At 72.0% G+C, this 17689-nt stretch carries 19 protein-coding genes; 3 read left to right on the forward strand and 16 right to left on the reverse strand.

Going from position 1 to position 17689, the window contains the following annotated elements; all coding sequences use genetic code 11:
- Positions 1 to 22 precede the first annotated feature (22 nt).
- Together A4R43_RS11820 and A4R43_RS11825 are read left to right on the forward strand one after the other, a co-directional pair.
- Positions 23 to 1624, forward strand: a complete 1602-nt coding sequence (locus A4R43_RS11820) for an amidase (RefSeq protein WP_113692385.1) — start codon at positions 23 to 25, stop codon at positions 1622 to 1624.
- Positions 1625 to 1699: 75 nt separating this feature from the next.
- Complete coding sequence (locus A4R43_RS11825) at positions 1700 to 2407, forward strand: FHA domain-containing protein (protein ID WP_113692386.1); 708 nt, start codon at positions 1700 to 1702, stop codon at positions 2405 to 2407.
- Here A4R43_RS11825 and A4R43_RS11830 read toward each other — a convergent pair.
- From A4R43_RS11830 to A4R43_RS11905, 16 genes are all read right to left on the reverse strand, one after another.
- Positions 2404 to 3516, reverse strand: coding sequence for an NAD(P)/FAD-dependent oxidoreductase (locus A4R43_RS11830; protein ID WP_113692387.1), 1113 nt, complete (start codon positions 3514 to 3516; stop codon positions 2404 to 2406). The two genes, A4R43_RS11825 and A4R43_RS11830, sit on opposite strands and share 4 nt — an antisense overlap.
- A gap of 81 nt (positions 3517 to 3597) precedes the next feature.
- Positions 3598 to 3795, reverse strand: a complete 198-nt coding sequence (locus A4R43_RS11835) for a PspC domain-containing protein (protein ID WP_113692388.1) — start codon at positions 3793 to 3795, stop codon at positions 3598 to 3600.
- Positions 3796 to 3882: 87 nt separating this feature from the next.
- Positions 3883 to 4350 (reverse strand): nuclear transport factor 2 family protein, encoded by a 468-nt coding sequence (locus A4R43_RS11840; RefSeq protein ID WP_113692389.1) that lies wholly within the window; start codon positions 4348 to 4350, stop codon positions 3883 to 3885.
- A gap of 47 nt (positions 4351 to 4397) precedes the next feature.
- Positions 4398 to 4973, reverse strand: a complete 576-nt coding sequence (locus A4R43_RS11845; protein ID WP_113692390.1) for a TetR/AcrR family transcriptional regulator — start codon at positions 4971 to 4973, stop codon at positions 4398 to 4400.
- Between the two features lie 10 nt (positions 4974 to 4983).
- Positions 4984 to 5541, reverse strand: coding sequence for a hypothetical protein (locus tag A4R43_RS11850; protein ID WP_113692391.1), 558 nt, complete (start codon positions 5539 to 5541; stop codon positions 4984 to 4986).
- 2 nt (positions 5542 to 5543) lie between these two features.
- Entirely contained in the window at positions 5544 to 6791 is a 1248-nt protein-coding gene (locus A4R43_RS11855) for an MlaD family protein (protein WP_113692392.1), read from the reverse strand.
- Positions 6788 to 7822, reverse strand: coding sequence for an MCE family protein (locus A4R43_RS11860; RefSeq protein ID WP_113692393.1), 1035 nt, complete (start codon positions 7820 to 7822; stop codon positions 6788 to 6790). Before A4R43_RS11860 ends, A4R43_RS11855 begins: the two co-directional genes overlap by 4 nt.
- Positions 7822 to 8880: an MCE family protein gene (locus A4R43_RS11865; RefSeq protein WP_236808923.1), complete on the reverse strand. Its 1059-nt coding sequence runs from the start codon at positions 8878 to 8880 to the stop codon at positions 7822 to 7824. The genes A4R43_RS11860 and A4R43_RS11865 overlap by 1 nt, the downstream gene beginning before the upstream one ends.
- Positions 8877 to 9866, reverse strand: coding sequence for an MCE family protein (locus A4R43_RS11870; protein ID WP_113692395.1), 990 nt, complete (start codon positions 9864 to 9866; stop codon positions 8877 to 8879). The genes A4R43_RS11865 and A4R43_RS11870 overlap by 4 nt, the downstream gene beginning before the upstream one ends.
- The gene (locus A4R43_RS11875) at positions 9863 to 10870 is read right to left on the reverse strand and encodes an MCE family protein (RefSeq protein WP_113692396.1); all 1008 of its coding nucleotides are present in this window, start codon (positions 10868 to 10870) and stop codon (positions 9863 to 9865) included. Before A4R43_RS11875 ends, A4R43_RS11870 begins: the two co-directional genes overlap by 4 nt.
- A complete protein-coding gene (locus A4R43_RS11880; protein ID WP_162788416.1) occupies positions 10867 to 12075 on the reverse strand; it encodes an MCE family protein in 1209 nt (402 codons plus the stop codon). Before A4R43_RS11880 ends, A4R43_RS11875 begins: the two co-directional genes overlap by 4 nt.
- Positions 12072 to 12923: an ABC transporter permease gene (locus A4R43_RS11885; protein ID WP_113692397.1), complete on the reverse strand. Its 852-nt coding sequence runs from the start codon at positions 12921 to 12923 to the stop codon at positions 12072 to 12074. Before A4R43_RS11885 ends, A4R43_RS11880 begins: the two co-directional genes overlap by 4 nt.
- Positions 12923 to 13729 carry an MlaE family ABC transporter permease gene (locus A4R43_RS11890; protein ID WP_113692398.1) on the reverse strand — a complete coding sequence of 269 codons (807 nt, stop codon included), beginning with the start codon at positions 13727 to 13729 and terminating at the stop codon, positions 12923 to 12925. The genes A4R43_RS11885 and A4R43_RS11890 overlap by 1 nt, the downstream gene beginning before the upstream one ends.
- Before the next feature lie 168 nt (positions 13730 to 13897).
- Positions 13898 to 15046, reverse strand: coding sequence for a TetR/AcrR family transcriptional regulator (locus A4R43_RS11895; protein ID WP_113692399.1), 1149 nt, complete (start codon positions 15044 to 15046; stop codon positions 13898 to 13900).
- A 27-nt stretch (positions 15047 to 15073) separates the two neighbouring features.
- A complete protein-coding gene (locus A4R43_RS11900; protein WP_113692400.1) occupies positions 15074 to 16174 on the reverse strand; it encodes an acyl-CoA dehydrogenase family protein in 1101 nt (366 codons plus the stop codon).
- Between the two features lie 21 nt (positions 16175 to 16195).
- A complete protein-coding gene (locus A4R43_RS11905; RefSeq protein WP_113692401.1) occupies positions 16196 to 16990 on the reverse strand; it encodes an oxygenase MpaB family protein in 795 nt (264 codons plus the stop codon).
- A 75-nt stretch (positions 16991 to 17065) separates the two neighbouring features.
- Here A4R43_RS11905 and A4R43_RS11910 point away from each other — a divergent pair, with 75 nt between their 5' ends.
- Positions 17066 to 17671 carry a TetR/AcrR family transcriptional regulator gene (locus tag A4R43_RS11910; protein WP_113692402.1) on the forward strand — a complete coding sequence of 202 codons (606 nt, stop codon included), beginning with the start codon at positions 17066 to 17068 and terminating at the stop codon, positions 17669 to 17671.
- Positions 17672 to 17689: the final 18 nt, after the last annotated feature.

Consider the following 17689-nt stretch of genomic DNA (forward strand, 5'->3'; position numbering starts at 1 on the left):
CCGACCGGTGGACGACCAAGGAATGTGCTGCCCGCGGCCCTTTACCGTGCTCGGAGCTCTTGACGGCCGGGCGGCCGGGAAGGTTGGGTGCGGTGTGCGCATTCTCCGGGTGGTCACGCTTTCCCTCGTTCTCGCGGCCGGGCTCGCCGTTCCGGCACCGGCGGCGCCCGCGCTCGATCTGGACCGCAGCACGATCCCCCAGCTGCAGCGGATGATGGACCGCGGGCAACTCAGCTCGGCCGGGCTCACCGGCCGGTACCTGGGCCGGATCGCCTCGGTCGACCGCGAGGTGCGGTCCGTGCTGGCCGTCGACCCGACGGCGCTCGCCCAGGCGGCCGCCAGCGATCACCGGCGGCGCACCGGGCAGGCACGCGGGCCGCTCGAAGGCATTCCGGTGCTGGTGAAGGACAACATCGACACCCGCGGCCTGGACACCACCGCCGGTTCGCGGGCGCTGAGCGGCAAGCCGCCCGCCGCGGACGCGACCCTGGTGCGCAAGCTGCGGGCGGCGGGCGCGGTGGTGCTCGGCAAGGCGAACCTGTCCGAATGGGCCAACTACCGGTCCACGAAGTCCACTTCGGGCTGGTCCGGTGTGGGCGGCCAGACGCACAATCCCTATGTGCTGGACCGGAATCCGTGTGGCTCGTCGTCCGGTTCGGGCGCGGCGGTCGCCGCTTCGCTGGCGCAGGTGGCGATCGGCACCGAGACCGACGGGTCGATCGTCTGCCCTGCCGGGGCGAACGGTGTGGTCGGCGCGAAGCCGACGCTCGGGCTGGTCAGCCGCGCGGGCGTGGTGCCGATTTCGGCCGAGCAGGACACGGCGGGCCCGATGGCGCGGAACGTGGTGGACACCGCGCTCACGCTTTCCGTGTTGCAGGGCCGTGATCCGGCCGATCCGGCGACGCTGGCCGGGCCGGTCGGCTCCGCTCTCGAACTCCGGTCCGGGGCGTTGAAGGGCGCGCGGATCGGGTTGTGGCGGCAGAGCGGGATCAACGCCGAAGTGGACCGCGTGGTCGGCGAGGCGGCTCGGGTCCTGCGTTCGCGTGGGGCCGAGGTGGTTGAGGTCGAACTGCCCTATCAGGACCAGATCGGCGCGGCCGAAGGCGCGGCACTGCTGAGCGAGTTCGCGCGGGATCTGCCCGCGTATCTGAAAACCCGACCGGGCGTGCCGCAGAGCATCGCGGAACTGGTCGAGTTCAACCGGCGTGATCCGGTGGAGCTGAGCAAGTTCGGGCAGGAGTTGTTCGAGCAGGCGCTGACCGCGCCCGGCACCGACGACCCCGGCTACCGCGAGCAGCGGGCGACGGCCACTTCGCTGGCCAGGAAGTCCATTGACGGCACACTCGCCGCGCACGACCTGGACGCGATCCTCTCCCCCACCAACGGCCCGGCCTGGAAAACCGCGTACGGCCCGGGTGACGCGTTCGAACTGGGCTCGTCCACGCCCGCCGCGGTGGCCGGTTATCCGAACGTCAGCGTGCCCGCCGGGTACGCGGGTGAGCTGCCGATCGGGGTTTCCCTGTTCGCCGGGCGATGGGCGGACGCGGAAGTGCTTTCACTGGCCGCCGCGTTCGAAGAGGCGGCTCCGGTGCGGAAGGCACCGAGGTATTTGCGGACTGCGTGAAGAGCGTTCCGGGATCGGTCCCGGCCGCCCCTGTGACACTGACGCGGAGGATCGTCAGGGCGTTGGGAGGCCGCGATGGCCGAGGTGCTCGCGAGCGGGCACGCGAGCCTGGCGCTGGGGGTGCCGCGGGCCGAACCCGGGTCGCTGCACGCGTTGAGCGCCACCGGCGGGGTGACGGTCGGCGCGGCCGAGGAGCGGGTGGTGGTGTTCGGGCGCAATAGGCCCGAGGTGGACGTGTGCGTCGGCGAGCACGACGTGCGGGTCAGCCGGAGGCAGGGCGAACTGTCCCGCCACGACGGGCGATGGTGTGTGCGCAACACCGGCCGGGCGCCGCTACGGTTGCCGGAATCGCGGCTGCTCGGCCCGGACGACGAACCCGCCGTGCTGGCCGGCGGGTACACGCCGCTGTTCGTGCGTGGTGCCGGCGGACGCGAGCACCTGCTGGAGGTGTTCGTCGGCGGTGGTCCGGCCACCGGCCCGGCCCGGCGGCGTTCGCTGACCGCCAGCGAGCGGCTGGTCCTGGTCGCCTGCGGCTGCCGCTACCTGCTGCACGAGGCGAACCCGCGGCCGGTGCCGAAGCGCGAGGCCGCGGCGCTGCTGGCCGAACTGCGCCCCCACGAGCCGTGGCCGGTGGCGCGGGTGGACTTCGTGCTGGCCACCGTGCGGTTCCGGCTGACCGCCGAGGGCGTGCTCGCGGAGGACACCGGGGACGACGGCCTCCTCCGCGAGCTGGTCCGCTCGGCCACGCTGGTGCCACCGGACCTCGCGCTGCTCACGCCCTAGGCGACCGCGGCCACGATCCCCGGCCGTCGCGCCGCCAGGATGGTGCTGCGGACGACGGTTTCCTTGTACAGCGCGGCCAGCCGCCCGGTGAGCACCGCTTCGACCGGGCTGTCGTCGGCACGCACGAACTGGATCAGGCCGTCGCGCCTGCCGAGGCTGATGCACTGGTTGAAGAACCGGAACTCCAGCGGCTTCGGCGTGCGGCCCGCGAGCCGGTCCGCGATCGCCTTGCTCGCCGCGACCGCGGCGGGAATGCCGGTGGCGCAAGCCATCCGCAGTTCCTGCCCGCCGGCGCGCCGGGCCGCCGCCGCGTCACCGATGCCGTAGACCTCCGGGTGCGAAACCGAGCGCAGCGTCTCGTCCACCACCAGGCGTCCGCTGTCCTCCACGGCGAGCCCGGCCTCGCGGGCCACTGGTGAGACCTGGAACCCGGTGGTCCAGACGACCGTGTCGGCGGCCACCTGCTCGCCGCCGTCCAGCACCAGCCCGTCGGCCCGTACTTCCGAGATCCGCACCCGGTCCCGGACCTCGATGCCGAGCCGGGCGAAGGTGCTGCGCAGGTGCCGCCTGCCGCGGTCGGACAGCGCACCACCGAACTCACCGGCGGTCACCAGGCGGACGGTGAGTTCCGGATACGTCTCCGCCAGTTCGGTGGCCGCTTCCAGCCCGGTCAGGCCACCACCGGCCACCGCGACCACCCGGCTTTCGCGCAGCCGGTCGCGCAGGCGGGCGGCGTCGTCGTTGCCCGCGACGGTGTACGCGTGCTCGGCCGCACCGGGTACCGCGCCGAGATCGGCCCGGCTGCCCAGCGCGTAGACCAGCAGGTCGTACCCGATGGGCTCACCGACGGCCAGCCTCACCTCCCGCCGTCCGGGGTCGAGCCCGGTCACCCGGTCGACCACCAGCTGGATCCGCGTGCCCGCGAGCAGGTCCGCGATGGGCAGGTCCCGCATCGGCTGGCCCGAGGCCAGCTGGTGCAGGCGCACCCGCTCGACGAACCGCTCCCCCGCGTTGACCAGCGTCACCTCGGCGCCGGTGCGCTTCGCGACCAGCTTGGCCGCGAGCAGCCCCGAATACCCGGCGCCGAGTACCACGATCCGCACTGCCATGTCGTTCCCCTTTCCGTCGCCCCTTGAACCGGCGGCGGGGCCGGTCTGTGACGACCCGGCGGGGTGAACGCGGTCACATGCTCAGTACTTGTCCTGCGGGATCAGCAACCACAGGGCGAGGTAGATCAGGAACTGCGGGCCGGGCAGGACGCAGGAGACCACAAAAAGCACCCGCACGGTGCGCGGCTTCCAGCCCATCTTGCGGGCGATCCCGGCGCAGACGCCCGCGATCACCCGGTTGTCCCTCGACCTGGTCAGTGTCCTCGTCGGTGTTGTCATACCTCCACCATGCGGGTTCCGCGCCCGGTTCGCATCGGTGAGACCCCGGAGGCGGACCCGGATTCGCCCGGCAGGGGTATCGGCCGGTCACAGTCCGAGGTCGGACAGGCCGGGGTGGTCGTCGGGGCGGCGGCCCAGCGGCCAGAAGTACTTCCGGTCGGCCTCGGCGATCGGCAGCGTGTTGATCGACGCGTGCCGGACGGCCATCAGCCCGTGCTCGTCGAACTCCCAGTTCTCGTTGCCGTAGTTGCGGGTCCAGTTCCCGGCGTCGTCGTGGCACTCGTAGGCGAAGCGCACCGCGATCCGGTTGCCGCCGAACGCCCAGAGTTCCTTGATCAGCCGGTAGTCCAGCTCGGCGGCCCACTTCCGGCGCAGCAGGGCGACCACCTCCGCCCGCCCGGTGGCGAACTCGGCGCGGTTCCGCCACCGCGTGCCGGTGGTGTAGGCGAGCGAAACCCGTTCGGGATCACGCGTGTTCCAGGCGTCCTCCGCCAGCCGGATCTTCTCGATGGCCGTCTCACGGGTGAACGGCGGCAGCGGTGGGCGCTCGGCCATGACTTCCCTCCAGACTCCGGAGAACGTTCGTTCTCCGCAGGTGAACCCTACGAGGGCCACGCGCCTGGACGCAAGAGGGTCTCGGCCGCGCGGCGGGCGTCCGCGGCGGGTGCGGTGCCCGGTGCCGCGCCGGTTTCCATGCCCGCGACCACCATCGCGCCCTCGGCCAGCAACACCAGCTGGGCGGCCACCTCGGCGGACAGCCCGGCGTCGGCGGCCAGCGATTCCACGTACGCATGGAACCGGCCCTTGTGCGCCCGCGAAATCGCGGCGATGCGTTCGGAGGTGGTGCCGAGTTCACCGTAGGAGTTGATGAACGCGCAGCCGCGGAAATCGGGTTCGGCGAACCAGATCGCCAGCCAGTCGAACACCGCCAGCACACGCGCCACCGGCTCCCCGGCCGCCGAAACGTGCTCGCGCAACCGCCCGTGCCAGCGCTCGTCCCGGCGGGTCAGGTAGGCCTCGACCAGGTCGTCCTTCGACGCGAACAGCCGGTACAGGCGCTTGAGCGAGACCCCGGACCGCGCGCGCACCGCGTCCATGCCGACCGCCTGGATCCCGCGCCCGTAGAACAGTTCCTCGGCGGCATCGAGGACCAGTCCGGCCGCGACCTCGTCTTCCACGCGCCGCAGGCTACATCAGGGTGATCTCGTCGAGCCGCCATTCCCCGTCCGCGCGCAGCATGGTCAGCTTCATCCGGCTGCGGTCGATCCGCGGGTCCTTCAGATTGGTGTTCGTGATGGTCTGGTCCACGAAGGCGAGCACCACCGCGCGGTCGGCGCTCGCCTCGGTCACCGCGGCGTCCAGCACGGTGCCCTGCGAAGTCGCCTGGTACTGGGTGATCAGCTGCATCAGCTGACCCGAGGAGTTCCGGTACTCGTTGGCGAACTTGTCGGTCGAATGCTGCACGACACCGTTCAGGTTCGCCGCCGCATCGCGGAAGTCGTAGGTGGAGATCGTGGTGGCGTACCGCTTTCCGGCGTCCAGGGCGGAACTGCGTGCGTCCGCCTGCTCGGTGAGCCGGGAAATCTGCAGCCCGGCGGCCACCGCGCCCCCGGCGACCAGGCACACCAGCACCGCGGCCGCGAGCACCTTCCGCCGGAGCACCCGCCGCAGCAGCCGCGGCTTTTCCGGTTCCGGCACGCGCGGGCGCGGGGTGGGCGACGGCTTGACCGTGGTGGTAGCGGACATGGCTAGCTTCCCTTTCCTTGCGCGCCCTGGAGCAGCAGGGCGGACCACGAGCGCGGGCCGAGCACCGCGGCCTGCCCGCCGTTGACGCCGAGTTCCACCGGGCCGGCGGGGGTGACCGCCCGCCGGGTCGCCGGGTCGTAGGTGGTGACGGCCGCGGGGCGCGGGGCGTTCGCCGCGCCGCGCTGCTGGAGCCCTGGCTGGTCGCCGGGGCAGGCCCAGCCGGTTTCCGGTGCCCGTGGCGCGGGATCGGTCACCGGGCGGCGCTCGGTGCCGTAGTAGCAGGCCGGGCCCTGCGCGGCGACCAGGTAGAAGTGCGCCACGCCGCCGTGCTCGATGCTCGCCAGTTCGTCCAGCGTGGCGGGCACGGCCACCAGCAGTTCGTTCAACGCGGGGGTCCTGGTCACCAGGATCTGGCTGCCCGAAGCCAGGTTCGCCAGCAGCGTGGACACCGACGGCTGCGCCTGGCGCAGCAGCGGCGCGACCTTCTCCGCCAGCGGCACGGCGGTGTCCAGCGCGGTGTTCGCCGCCGGGAGCTGCCCGCGCAGTTCGCCGGTGAGCTGCCGCAGCGATTCGGTGGTGCGGCCGAGCGTGCCGCTGTGTCCCTTCGCGACATCCAGCAGCGAGGCCGCGTTCCCGGTCAGGTTCACGATCGACGGGCGTCCTTGCGCCATCGCGTCCACGAGCTTGCCCGCGTTGCCGAGCAGGCGTTCGAGATCGGCCGTGGTGCCGGTGAGCCCGGCCGACATCTCGCGGCTCAGCGTGGCCAGGTCCGCCGGGTCGATCGAGTCGGCAAGGGTGAGGAAATGGGTGAGCAGCGTTTCCAGCGGCACCGGGCGGCTGGTCGCCTCGCTGGCGATCTCGCTGCCCTCGGCCAGGTACGGCGGCCGGTCGTCCGCCGGGCGCAGGTCCAGTTTCTGGATCGCCATCGGGGTTTCCATGCTGACCACCGCGCTCGCCGACGCCGGAACGCTGACCCCGTCCCGGATCCGCAGCGTGATCTCCACACCCGCGAGCCCCGGCCGCACCTTGGTCTGTTCCACCTTGCCGACCGGCACCCCGCGATAGGTCACCTGTGACGCCGGGGTCAGGCCGCCGGTGTCGGCCATCCGCACGGTGACCAGGAATCCGCCCGCCAGCGAGGTGCTGCCGAACACGCGCACGCCGACATACGCCGTGCAGGCGACGGCGACCACGAGGAACAACGCGAGCTGCACGATGGTGGCGCGCGGCAGCCCGCGCCAGGTCTTCACCGCGCGCTCCTGGCCAGGAAGTCGGCCAGCGCACCGGGTTCGGGCGCGCTGCCGGGCGGCGGGGGCGGCGAGCCGGTCAGCAGCGGCAGCAGCGTGTTCGGCACGTCCAGCCTGCCGTCCACGTTGAGGTAGTCGCTCGGGGTCGCCCTCGCCAGGTTTTCCTGGAACGGCGCGATCTTCGCCAGCGTGGCCCCGAGTTCGGTGTCCAGCCCGCCGAGTTCACCGAGCAGCTGCCGCACCTGCGGCACGAGGGCGAGCAGGTCCTGTTCGGTCTTGCCGAGCGCTTCGCCGGTGACGCGGCTGAGCGTGGTCACCCGGCCGAGCAGGTTCTCCAGCGTGCCGCGGTGGCCGTTCAGCACCTCGATCGCGGGCGTGAGCCGGGTCAGCCCGGCCTCGATGGTGGCCCGCTCGTCGTTCACCGTCGTGGTCAGCGCGCCGACCGAATCGATCGCGCGCGTCAGCTCACCGCGGTGCGCGTCCACCGAGGCCAGCAGCGAATCCAGCTGCCCGAACAACTCCTTGACCTGCGCCGACCGCCCGCCCAGCGCGGTGTTCGCCTCGGCCACGATGGTGCGCACCTGGTCGAGCCCGGCGCCGTTGAGCATGGTGCCCGCGGCGGCGAGCAGGTCCTCCACCGCCGGGCCGCCCGAGGTCAGCTCGACGCCGATCACCCCGCCGTCGGCGAGCGTGCCCGCGGCCGGGCCGGGTGGCGGCTGGAGGTCGACGAACTGCTCCCCCAGCGCCGAACTCACCTGGATCTGGGCGCGGGTCCCGGCGGGCAGCGGCACGCCGGCGCTGATCGCCACCACCACCTCGGCGCGGAAGTCCCTGGCGCGCAGCTCGCTGACCCGGCCGACCTCGGCCTGCCCGAGCTTGACCTTGCCACCGACCGGCAACCCGGCGGCGTCGGCGAAAACCAGGGTGAGCCGGTAGGAATCACCGTCCGGGGTGCGGCCGAGCGGGAGGTCCTGGAAGCCGACGCCGCAGCCGGACACCAGCGTCAGCACGGCGAGGCAGCACAGCCGTCGCATCAGCCACCCCCGAGCACGGAGTTCAGGCCGAGCCCGTCCACCGCGCCGGGCGGGAACGGGATGGGGTTGACGATGCCCGCGCCCGAGCACAGCGGAATCGGGTACTGCCGGCAAAGCTCGTAGGCACCGGGCAGCTGGGACAGGTTCGTGGAGATGTTCAGCCGGATCCGCAGCCTGCCGTCCGGGGTGACCGCGCGCCCGAAGTTGTCGAACGCCAGCGGCGCGGTGTCCAGGATTTCGGTGAGCTGGCCCTGGTGCGCCAGGATCGTGGTGCTCAGCTCGCTCAGCCGCGCCAGATCACCGGTCAGCGGCTGCCCGTGCTGCTCGATCAGGCCGGACACCTGGCGCAGCGCTTCGGCGAGCTGGGTCACCGAAGCCGAGATGGTGCCGCGCTGCGCGCCGAACAGCTCCGCCGCCTGGCTCACCGAACCGCTCAGCGAGTCCACAGTGGACTTGTGCTCGCCGAGCACGGCGACCAGCCGGTCCAGCGAGCCGAGCAGCCCGGTCAGGTCGCCGGAGTGCCCGGCCAGCAGCTCCGAGGCCTGGGAGATGTCGTGCACCGCGTCCCGGAGCTTCGCACCGTTGCCGTCGAGCGCGTTCGCTCCATTGTGGACGGCCTGCCCCAGCGAGCCGTCCCCGGCCGCGACCAGCAGCGTGTCCAGCGAGCGCACCAGGTCGTCCCAGGCCAGCGGCGCGTGCGTGCGCTCCACCGGGATCACCGTGCCGTCGCCCGCCGGTTCGCCACCGCGGAACGGCGGGTCCAGCTCGACGTACTTCTCGCTGATCACCGCGGGCGTGACCACCCACGCGTGCGCGTCCGGCGGGATCTTCGTGCCGGCGGGCAGCGACATGGTCACGCGGACCGTGCCACCCCGCGGTTCGGTGGCGACCACGGTGCCGGTCTCCACCCCGAGCACGGTCACCTTGTTGCCCGGGTACACGCCGTCGGCCTGCGCGAACTCGGCGACCAGGGTGAGCGACGGCCGGTCCCGGAAGTACCAGAGCCCGGCGGCCGCCAGCAGCAGGGCGGCCACCACCACGGCGATCCCGCGTTTCACCGGCACCCCTTGACCAGGCCGACCACGCAGAGCAGGTTGTCGGGCACCGGGCCGGCGGGCCCCGCCACATCGGCCCAGTCCCCGTTGCCGGTGGCGTTGGCCAGGTACCGCGACGCCGGGGCGAGCTGGCCGACGGTCTTGGCCAGGTCCTGCTCGCTCGTGCTCAGCTTGCCGGTGATGCTGTGCAGCTGGTCGAGCAGCGTGTCGAACTGCGGGCCGTGCTCCGACAGCAGCCGGGTGGCCGCCGCGGTCAGCTCGTTGACGTCGGCGAGCATGGCGGCGATGGCGTCGCGCCGGTCGGTGATGGTCCGCAGCACCAGGTCCGCGTTGCCGAGCAGGGTGACCAGCTTGTCCTTCTGCGCCAGCAGGGTGTCGGTCAGCTGCTGCACGCCGGTGAGCAGCCGCCCGATCTCGGTGTCGTTCTCGGTGACGATCGTGCTGACCTCGCTGACGCCGTCGAGCGCGCGCCCGAGCTGCGCGGGGTCCTCGGGGGTCAGTTCACCGAGCGTGCGGATCGCCTCCCGCAGGCGCGGCAGGTCCAGCTCGGCGGTGGCCTGCTGGGCGTTGCGCCCGAGGTCGTCGAGCAGGTACGGCACGCTCGTGCGGTCGAGCGGGATCACCGCGCCCGCGGCCAGCCTGCCCGGTCCCGCCGGTTCCACGCCGAGGTACCGGCGGCCGAGCACGGTCATCAGCTTGATCGACGCGCGGGTCGTGGTGCCCAGCGGAACGTCGTGGTCCAGCCGGAAGGCCACGTCCACGCGGTCACCGGCCAGTGTTATCCCGGTGACCCGCCCGGCGGGCACCCCGGCCACGTAGACCGGGTCGTCCACGCGCAGCCCGCTCGCGTTGGCCACTTCGGCGTGGAAGTCGTCGGTGGTCGCGGTGAAGTACCCCGACGGCGCGAGCACGGCCGTGGTCAGCAGCAGCACGGCGGCGGCCAGCCCGAGCATTCCGGCCTTGAGCGGGTTGCCGCGGCTCCAGTTCATCGGCACACCGCCGAATGCGGGCCGCCGGAGAGGTCCCACTCACCCAGCGGGCCGGTGTCGAGGCGGAGATTGCACACGTAGATGTTCACCCAGGATCCGTAGTCGAGCGTGCGGTTGAGGTCTTCGAGCAACGCGGGTGCCCGGCCGACGGCATCAGCGAGTGCGTCCGAGTTGTCGTTGAGCGTTTTCCCGGTCGCGGTCAGGGAATTGACCAGCGGGCCGACCTCCGGGCCGAGGCGGTCGACCGTACCGGACAGCGTGGCGGCCAGGTCGGTGCCCGCGTCGAGCGCGCCGCCCAGCTGGCCCGCGTCCTCGGCCAGCCCGGTGACCAGCGTGTTCAATGAGTCGAGAAGTTCCTGGAAGTCCGCGCGGTGGGTCAGGCTGAAATCCACCAGCGAGTTCAGGTTGGCCAGCACCCCGCTGATCACCTCGCGCCGGGACGCCAGGTCCTCGGTGACCGAAACCGTTCTGGCGAGCAGGCTGCGCACCGTGCCGCCCTGGCCCTGGAAGGTGGCGATGAGCTCGCCCGCGAGCTGGTTGACCTGCGCCGGGTCGAGCGAGTCGAACAGCGGGCGGAACCCGTTGAGCAGCGCGGTCAGGTCGAGCGCGGGCTGCGTGTTCGCCAGTGGCACCAGCGATCCCGGCGCCAGCGCGGGCTGCCCGGCCGGCCCGCTCGGGCCCGGCACCACGGCGATCGTGCGGCCGCCGAGCAGGTCGGCGTAGCGGATGACCAGCCGCACGTCGGCGGGCAGGTGGTGCTGGGCCTCGATGTCCAGTTCGGCCACCGCGTGCCCGTTCTCGATGCCCACCGACGTGACCTGCCCGGCACGCACCCCGCCGATCAGCACGGCAGCACCGGCGTAGAGCCCGGTGGCGTCGGTGAACTCGGCGCGGTAGCCGTGGGCCGCCGAGCGCAGGGGCGTGGTCAGCGTGTTGACCACAAAAGCACCGCAGCACACGGAAACCACGGCGAACGCGAGTGCCTTGACGACGGTGGCCTTCATCCGGCACGCACCTGCCCGCCACGCAGGATCGGCCCGGCCAGCAGGCCGAGAAGATCCAAAGTGGACCGGCCGGGTGGGCTGGGGAACAGCTGCCGCAGCTGTTCCTTCTCCGGCGCACCGCCCACCGGGCCGACCGTGCCACCCGGTGGAGTCGGTTCCGGGAGGGGCAGCGGTTCCGGTGGTGGCGGTGCGGTGCCGCAGTTCGGCCCGGCGAGCGAGCCGTACCGCGGGCAGTCCTCGGCGGTGTACGGCCGTGGACTGTCCAAAGTGACCGGTGCTTCGAGCTTGACCCACGGTCCGTGCGCGAAGGCGCGTCCCACCGCGTCGAGCAGGGAGCCGAGGTTGTTCACCGTGGCGGTCAGCGCGCCGGGATGCGCCGCGGCGGTGTCCAGCACCGGGGCGGCGTTCTGGATGATCTTGATGGTGCGATCGGTGTTGTCCAGCAACAGGGCTTCCGCGGCCGCGCCGACGTCGGCACCGGCGAGCAGCAGGCTCTTGAAGTCGTCCTGGCGCGCGACGAAGGTGTCGGAGATGGCGACGGCGTCGTCCAGCGCGCGGAACAGGTCGGGCGCGCTGCGTGCCAGTTCGCCGGTGAGCGTGGACACCTTGGGCAGTTCGGCGAGCAGGGCGGTCAGCTCCGGCCCGGCCGCACCGGCCACGGCGTGCGCGTCGTCGATCAGCCGCCCGAGGTGTTCTCCCTTGCCGCGCAAGGCATCGGCCACCGCGTTGAGCGCGGCGGACAGCTCGCTCGGCCGCACCGCGGAGAGCAGGTCGTACAGCCGGGTCGCCGCCTCGTACAACTGCACCGACCGCGCGCTGTCGTCGTGCGGGATCCGCCCGCCCGCCGCCAGCCCGGGCGCGCCGGTGCCCGCGAGATCCACGTACTGGTCCCCGAACAGCGTGCGCGGCAGCAGGCGCGCCTTGACCCCGGCGGGCACGGTTTCCAGGCTGTCCGGGGTGAACGCCAGCGTCAGCACGGATTCCCGCGGGCCACCGCGGACCTCGGTGACCGTGCCGACCACGATGCCGCGGAACTGCACCGGCGACTGCGCGCGCAGCGGTCCCGCCGAAGCGGGTACCACCAGCGTCAGCTCCGGTTCGTCCCGCCAGGCTCCCGCGCGGAAGGCGACCACGGTGACCGACGCAGCCAGCAGTACGGCCACCCCGAACAGGCCGCCCGCCGCCTGCCGCCACCGCGCGCTCACTGCGGCGCCATCCCGGGCAGCGTCTGGTGCACACCCCAGAACAACACGGTCAGCAGCACGTCGGTGGTCATGATCAGCACGATGCTGGTCCGCAGCGCGCGGCCCGCCGCGCGGCCGACGCCCTCGGGCCCGCCGGTGGCGAAGAAGCCGTAATAACAGTGCACCAGCGTGGCGATCCCGGCGAAGACCAGCGCCTTGAGCAGGGAGTAGACCACGTCCTCCGGCGGCAGGAACAGGCCGAAGTAGTAGTCGTAGGTGCCCTGCGACTGGCCGTTCAGCTCGACCACGGCCAGCCCGGTGGCCACGTAGGAGGCGAACAGGCCGACCAGGTACAGCGGCACCACCGCGGCGAACGCGGCGATCATCCTGGTGCTGACCAGGAACGGCACCGCGCGGATGCTCATCGACTCCAGCGCGTCGATCTCGTCGGAGATGCGCATCGCGCCCAGCTGCGCGGTGAACCCGGTGCCCACCTTCGCCGCGAGCGCCACGCTGGCCACCACCGGCGCGATCTCGCGGGTGTTCGCCACCGCCGACATCACCCCGGCCATCGGCGACAGGCCGACCAGGTCCAGCCCGCGGAAGCCCTCCAGGCCGACCTGCGTGCCGGAGACGAACGACATGGCGAAGATGACGCCGACCGTGCCGCCGCCGGCGAGCAGCGCGCCGGAGCCGAAGCTGATCTCGCCGGTCAGCCGCAGCACGTGCCGCCAGTACCTGGTCACGGTCAGCGGAACCGCGCCCAAAGCCTTGCCGTAGAAGGCGAACTGCACACCGAGCCCGGCGAGCCGGTCCACCCCGGCCGCTCCGGCGGCACGCACGGCGTGCGGTACGGGCGTGACGGCCATCAGTACTCACCCCGCGCGGGCACCAGCAGCGCGAAGAGCTGGCTGATCACCGTGTTCGCCACAAAAACCGCGATGAAGGCGAGCACCACGGCCTCGTTCACCGCGTCGCCGACGCCCTGCGGGCCGCCGCGCACGGTCAGTCCTTTGTAGCCCGCGATCAACGCCGACAGCAGGCCGAACACCGCGGCCTTCAGCTCGGCCGAGACGAAGTCCCACACCGAGGCGAACTGGGTCATGGTGGCCAGGAAGCTGCCCGCGGTGCCGTCGACCACGTACACGTGGAACAGCAGGCTGGCGCCGATGCCGACGACCATCACCACCGCGCACAACAGCACCGACACCACGGTCGCGGCCAGCACCCGGGGTACCACCAGCCGTTCCACCGGCGAAATGCCCATCACCTCGAGCGCGTCGGTCTCCTCGCGGATCTTGCGGGAGCCGAGATCGGCGGTGATCGCCGAGCCGCCGACCCCGGCGATCATCAGCGCGCACACCATCGGCCCGGCCTGCCCGATGATCAGGAACGCGACCACCGCGCCGCCGTAGGCCTCGGCGCCGATCTGCGCGGCGAGCGAGCCGACGTTGAGCGCCACGGCCACCCCGAACGGCAGCATCACCAGCACCGACGGCAGCGTGGTGACCGACGCGGTGAACCAGAACTGCTGCAGGATTTCGCGCCACGAAAGGGTTCTGGCCGCCACCGCGCGCACCAGCGCCCGCAGGGTGTACCAGCAGAAGGCGATCAGGTCCCCGGCTTCGGCGGCGGCGCGGGCCACCGGGCCACGGTCGGTGTCAACGGCGGACATGCGCACCTCCTCTGCCGAGGCGTGGATTAACGGCCGGTCGCGAGCATGCACAGTAACAACGGGCGTCGCGGAACACCAGTTGACCGGCAAAGATGGCTCTCTTGCTGGAGAAACGACACTCGTGCGGCGCAATGCACCGATTCGAAGTTAACCGTGGTTCGCTGCTGGTTATCTCCGGAGAAGCGCGAGCACCAGGTGCTCGGCGTGCGCGGGGCCGCCGTGCGGCCGCCGCACCCTGGCCAGGTCGGTGATCACGTTGAGCGCGGCGTGCACGCGGAACCGCAGTTCGCCGGGACTGTCCCCCGGCCGTTCGGCCTCGGTCAGCCGGAGCCAGACGTCGACCTGCCGCCGCTGCACGCGGTGCAGTTCGGCCCGGTCGGCCTCGGGTAGGTTTCCGTGCTCCGCCAGGTAGATCCCGGCGAGTTCGGCCTGGCCGTAGGTCAGCTCGGTGTAGCCGCGCACCAGCCGTTCGAGCGGATCGCCCGGCGCGTCGAGCGCGGTCAGCGCGTCCACGGTGACCAGCTCGACCCGTCCCGCCGCCCGGTGGTAGATCGCCGCGAGCAGCGCCGGCTTGCTCGCGAAGTGCCGGTACACCCCGGACGAGTTGATCCCGGCCGCCGCGCCCACGTCCTCCATCGCCACCGCGTGGTAACCGTCGCGGTGGAACAACCGCACCGCCTCGGCGAGCAGTCTTTCCCGGCGTGGCAACAGGTCCAGCGAAGGCGAGGGCGGCACCGTGTCGTCCGCGGGTGGCAGGCCGGTCGCGGCCAGGACCGTGCGGCAGCAGTCGAGCAGCGTTTCCCGCGCCTTGGCCCGCGAGAGCGTCGCACGATGGGTGGACGGGCTGACCACCACGCTCAGCGCGGCCCGCACGAGCAGGCTCGCCTCCGGTTTCGACAGTTCCGGCCGCGCTTGGCGCAGCAGTCCCCGCAGCGGCTCCAGCACTTCCCGGATCCGCCCGGCCAGCCGTGTCCACTCCGGACCCGACAGGTGGCGGCCTTCCCACTGGTACAGCCGCGCCGCCGTGCGCCGCTGCAGCGAAAGCTCCACCAGCGCGCGGAAAGCCTCGTCCAGCCGCTCCCCCGCCGGGCCGCAACCACCGGCCGGGCCCTCGACCGCGGCCGCGACACCCTCGCAGAGATCGCCGATCGCGGCCACCAGTATCGCCCGCTTCCCGGGGAAGTGCCGGTAGATCGCCGGGCCGGTCAGGCCGAGTGCCGCGGCGATCTCGGTCACCCCGACGTTGTGGTAACCGCGCGCGCAGAACAGTTCCGCCGCGGTGGCGGCGATCTGCGCGGAACGGCTGGCGGCGGGCACCGCGACAGCCTAACCAGCCCGAGGTGCTCACAACCCGTAGGTCTTGCCGATGATGTCCCGCTGGATCTCGCTCGTCCCGCCGTACACAGTGGACACCACGGCCGAGCGCAGCAGCCCCTCCATGCCGTATTCGGTGGCGTAGCCGTAGCCGCCGAGCATCTGCATGCCGTCCAGCGCCATCGCCTTGGCGAATTCGGTGGCCTTCAGCTTCGCCATGGACGCCTCGCGCGGCAGGCTCTTTTCCGGGTTCTCGTCGATCTTGCGTGCCACGTCGTGCACCAGCAGCCGGGTGCACTCGAGTTCGGTGGCGTGGTCGGCGAGCCGGTGCCGCAGGGCCTGGAAGGTGCCGATCGGCCTGCCGAACTGGTGGCGTTCGCGGACGTAGGCCAGGGTGTCGTCGAAGGCGCGCCTGGCGGTGCCGAGCATGACCGCGGCCAGGATCATCCGCTCCAGGTTCAGCCCGGTCATCAACTGCTTCCAGCCCTGGTCGACGGTGCCGACCACGGCGTCGGCGGGCACCACGCAGTCGGTGAGGTAGAGATCGTTGACCTCCTTGCCGCCCATGGTGTCGATCCCGCGGATCGCCAGCCCGCCGGCGGTCGCCGGCACCGAGAACATGGTCATGCCCGCGTGCTTGCCCTCGCCGGGCGTGGTGCGCGCGACCAGCAGGATGTGCTCGGCGAAATGCGCGTTCGAGCACCAGGTCTTCTGCCCGTTGAGCACCCAGGTGTCACCGTCGCGCTCGGCACGGCAGCTCAGCGCGCCGACGTCGGATCCGGCCTCCGGTTCGGACATCGAGATGGACAGCACCGAGCCGTTCGCCACCGCGGGCAGGATCCGCTGCTTCTGCTCGGCCGAGCCGAACTTCTCGTACGCGGCGGCCGCGATGATGGTGGTGGCGAACCCGCCGATCGGCGCCCGCCAGTACGCGGTCTCCTCCAGGAAGAGCACCAGATCGGCCATGCCGCGGCCACCACCGCCGTACTCCTCCGGCAGCGACAGGCCGAGCCAGCCGAGGTCGGCGAGCTTGCGGTACAGCTCGTCGTCGTGCGGGACGCCGGGCTTGCGGTCCACTTCACGACGGCAGAACTCGCCGATCGCCCGGACAAAATCTTCCTGGTCGGTCATTTTCGGTACCTTTCGCGCGGATCAGACGAGCGGACGGCCGGCGGCGAGGCGCCGCCGCAGGTCCCACAGGCAGAGGTTGTAGGGGAAGCGGCGCAGCGGCCCCGGGGAAAGCCGGACCACCACGGCGATGGCACGCATCAGCGCGTCGAACCGCCGCTGGCGGCGGTGGCTCCACGGCAACCGCATCTCCTCGCGGAAGCGCGGTGGCAGGAAACCGGTGGTGACGAACCGGTGCAGCGGCGCGAACGGCCGCGCGACCCGCGGCAGGAACCGCAGCTCGACCAGGTCGGTCAGGTACGCGCGGATGCGGTCGTCGATGTCGACGCGGTCCAGCGACTTCTCCCAGTACTCGGCGAAGGCGTCGCGGTCCGCCGGCCAGCTCTCGGGCCGCACCTGGAGGGTGGTGCCGAAGGCCGCGGAGGCCTCGTACATCTCGTCGGTGACCTCGCGGCCGCCGCCGAGCAGCGTGTAGGTGTCCTCGAAGCCCTTGTACAGGCAGGCCGCCACCCAGAGCTGCAGGTCCTCGTCGAAGGCGTTGTACCGGACCGGGCTCGACTCGGTCGAGCGCACCTGGGCGTGCTGCCGGTTCACCGCGCGCCGGTAGGCCCGCCGCTCCTCGTCGGTGCCGAGGGTGGCCACGGCGAGATAGGTCAGCGTGGTCCGGGTGCGCTTGACCGGGTGGTGGAACACGTTCCCGCTGTGCACCTTGCTCTCCGCCACGCCGTAGCCCACCCCGGGGCGGCCGAGTTGCATGATCACGTTCGCGGTGCCGGCCAGCAGGCCCGCACCGAGCACGGCGTCGTCCAGCTCGGGCATGGTCGGCTCCAATTCTGCTCACGTCCGTTCGCAGATATCAGACCGGCTCGGTGCGGAACCTGTCAAGATGGGGCCATGGAAACTTCGCCCTTGCGGGTCTACGGCGGGGTGGCGGGCGGAGACCGCCAGGCCGAGCGCCGCGCGCAGTTCGTCGCGGCCGGATTCGACCTGCTCGGCACCGAGGGCACGCTGACCGTGCGCGGCGCGTGCAAGGCCGCCGGGCTCGCGGCCAGGTACTTCTACGAGAGCTTCGCCGACCGCGACGCGCTGGCCGCCGCGGTGTTCGACCACGTCGTCGGCGAGATCGCCGAAACCACGCTGGCCGCGGTCCAGGGCGCGCCCGCCGACGCGCACGCCAAGGTCCGCGCCGGGCTGGCCAACATCGTGCGCCTGGTCGCCGAGGACCCGCGCCGGGGCAGGCTGCTGTTCTCCCCCAAGCTCAACCTGGCGGTGCTGGCCGAGCGGCGGGCCGCGTCGGCTCGCATGTTCGCCGGGCTGCTCGGCACGCAGGCCAGGGAGTTCTACGGCGCGGTCAAGGACGCCACGCTGGAACTGGACACCGAGTTCCTGGTCGGCGGGCTGTCCCAGACGCTGACCGCGTGGCTGGACGGTGACCTCGACTTCACCGAGGAGCAGGTGGTGGCCCGCTGCACCGCGATCTTCCTGCTGGTCAGCGGGTAAACTCGGCCGGACACCCCC

The sequence above is a fragment of the Amycolatopsis albispora genome (assembly GCF_003312875.1).
Classification (GTDB): Bacteria; Actinomycetota; Actinomycetes; order Mycobacteriales; family Pseudonocardiaceae; genus Amycolatopsis; species Amycolatopsis albispora.

What these genes read in the sequence shown, in the direction of transcription:
- A4R43_RS11890 (WP_113692398.1), bottom strand. Translation starts at nt 13,729, where the DNA reads ATGTCCGCCGTTGACACCGACCGTGGCCCGGTGGCCCGCGCCGCCGCC.
- A4R43_RS11875 (WP_113692396.1), bottom strand. Translation starts at nt 10,870, where the DNA reads ATGAAGGCCACCGTCGTCAAGGCACTCGCGTTCGCCGTGGTTTCCGTG.
- A4R43_RS11840 (WP_113692389.1), bottom strand. Translation starts at nt 4,350, where the DNA reads ATGGCCGAGCGCCCACCGCTGCCGCCGTTCACCCGTGAGACGGCCATC.
- A4R43_RS11910 (WP_113692402.1), top strand. Translation starts at nt 17,066, where the DNA reads ATGGAAACTTCGCCCTTGCGGGTCTACGGCGGGGTGGCGGGCGGAGAC.
- A4R43_RS11825 (WP_113692386.1), top strand. Translation starts at nt 1,700, where the DNA reads ATGGCCGAGGTGCTCGCGAGCGGGCACGCGAGCCTGGCGCTGGGGGTG.
- A4R43_RS11900 (WP_113692400.1), bottom strand. Translation starts at nt 16,174, where the DNA reads ATGACCGACCAGGAAGATTTTGTCCGGGCGATCGGCGAGTTCTGCCGT.
- A4R43_RS11835 (WP_113692388.1), bottom strand. Translation starts at nt 3,795, where the DNA reads ATGACAACACCGACGAGGACACTGACCAGGTCGAGGGACAACCGGGTG.
- A4R43_RS11820 (WP_113692385.1), top strand. Translation starts at nt 23, where the DNA reads ATGTGCTGCCCGCGGCCCTTTACCGTGCTCGGAGCTCTTGACGGCCGG.
- A4R43_RS11830 (WP_113692387.1), bottom strand. Translation starts at nt 3,516, where the DNA reads ATGGCAGTGCGGATCGTGGTACTCGGCGCCGGGTATTCGGGGCTGCTC.
- A4R43_RS11905 (WP_113692401.1), bottom strand. Translation starts at nt 16,990, where the DNA reads ATGCCCGAGCTGGACGACGCCGTGCTCGGTGCGGGCCTGCTGGCCGGC.
- A4R43_RS11885 (WP_113692397.1), bottom strand. Translation starts at nt 12,923, where the DNA reads ATGGCCGTCACGCCCGTACCGCACGCCGTGCGTGCCGCCGGAGCGGCC.
- A4R43_RS11870 (WP_113692395.1), bottom strand. Translation starts at nt 9,866, where the DNA reads ATGAACTGGAGCCGCGGCAACCCGCTCAAGGCCGGAATGCTCGGGCTG.
- A4R43_RS11850 (WP_113692391.1), bottom strand. Translation starts at nt 5,541, where the DNA reads ATGTCCGCTACCACCACGGTCAAGCCGTCGCCCACCCCGCGCCCGCGC.
- A4R43_RS11860 (WP_113692393.1), bottom strand. Translation starts at nt 7,822, where the DNA reads ATGCGACGGCTGTGCTGCCTCGCCGTGCTGACGCTGGTGTCCGGCTGC.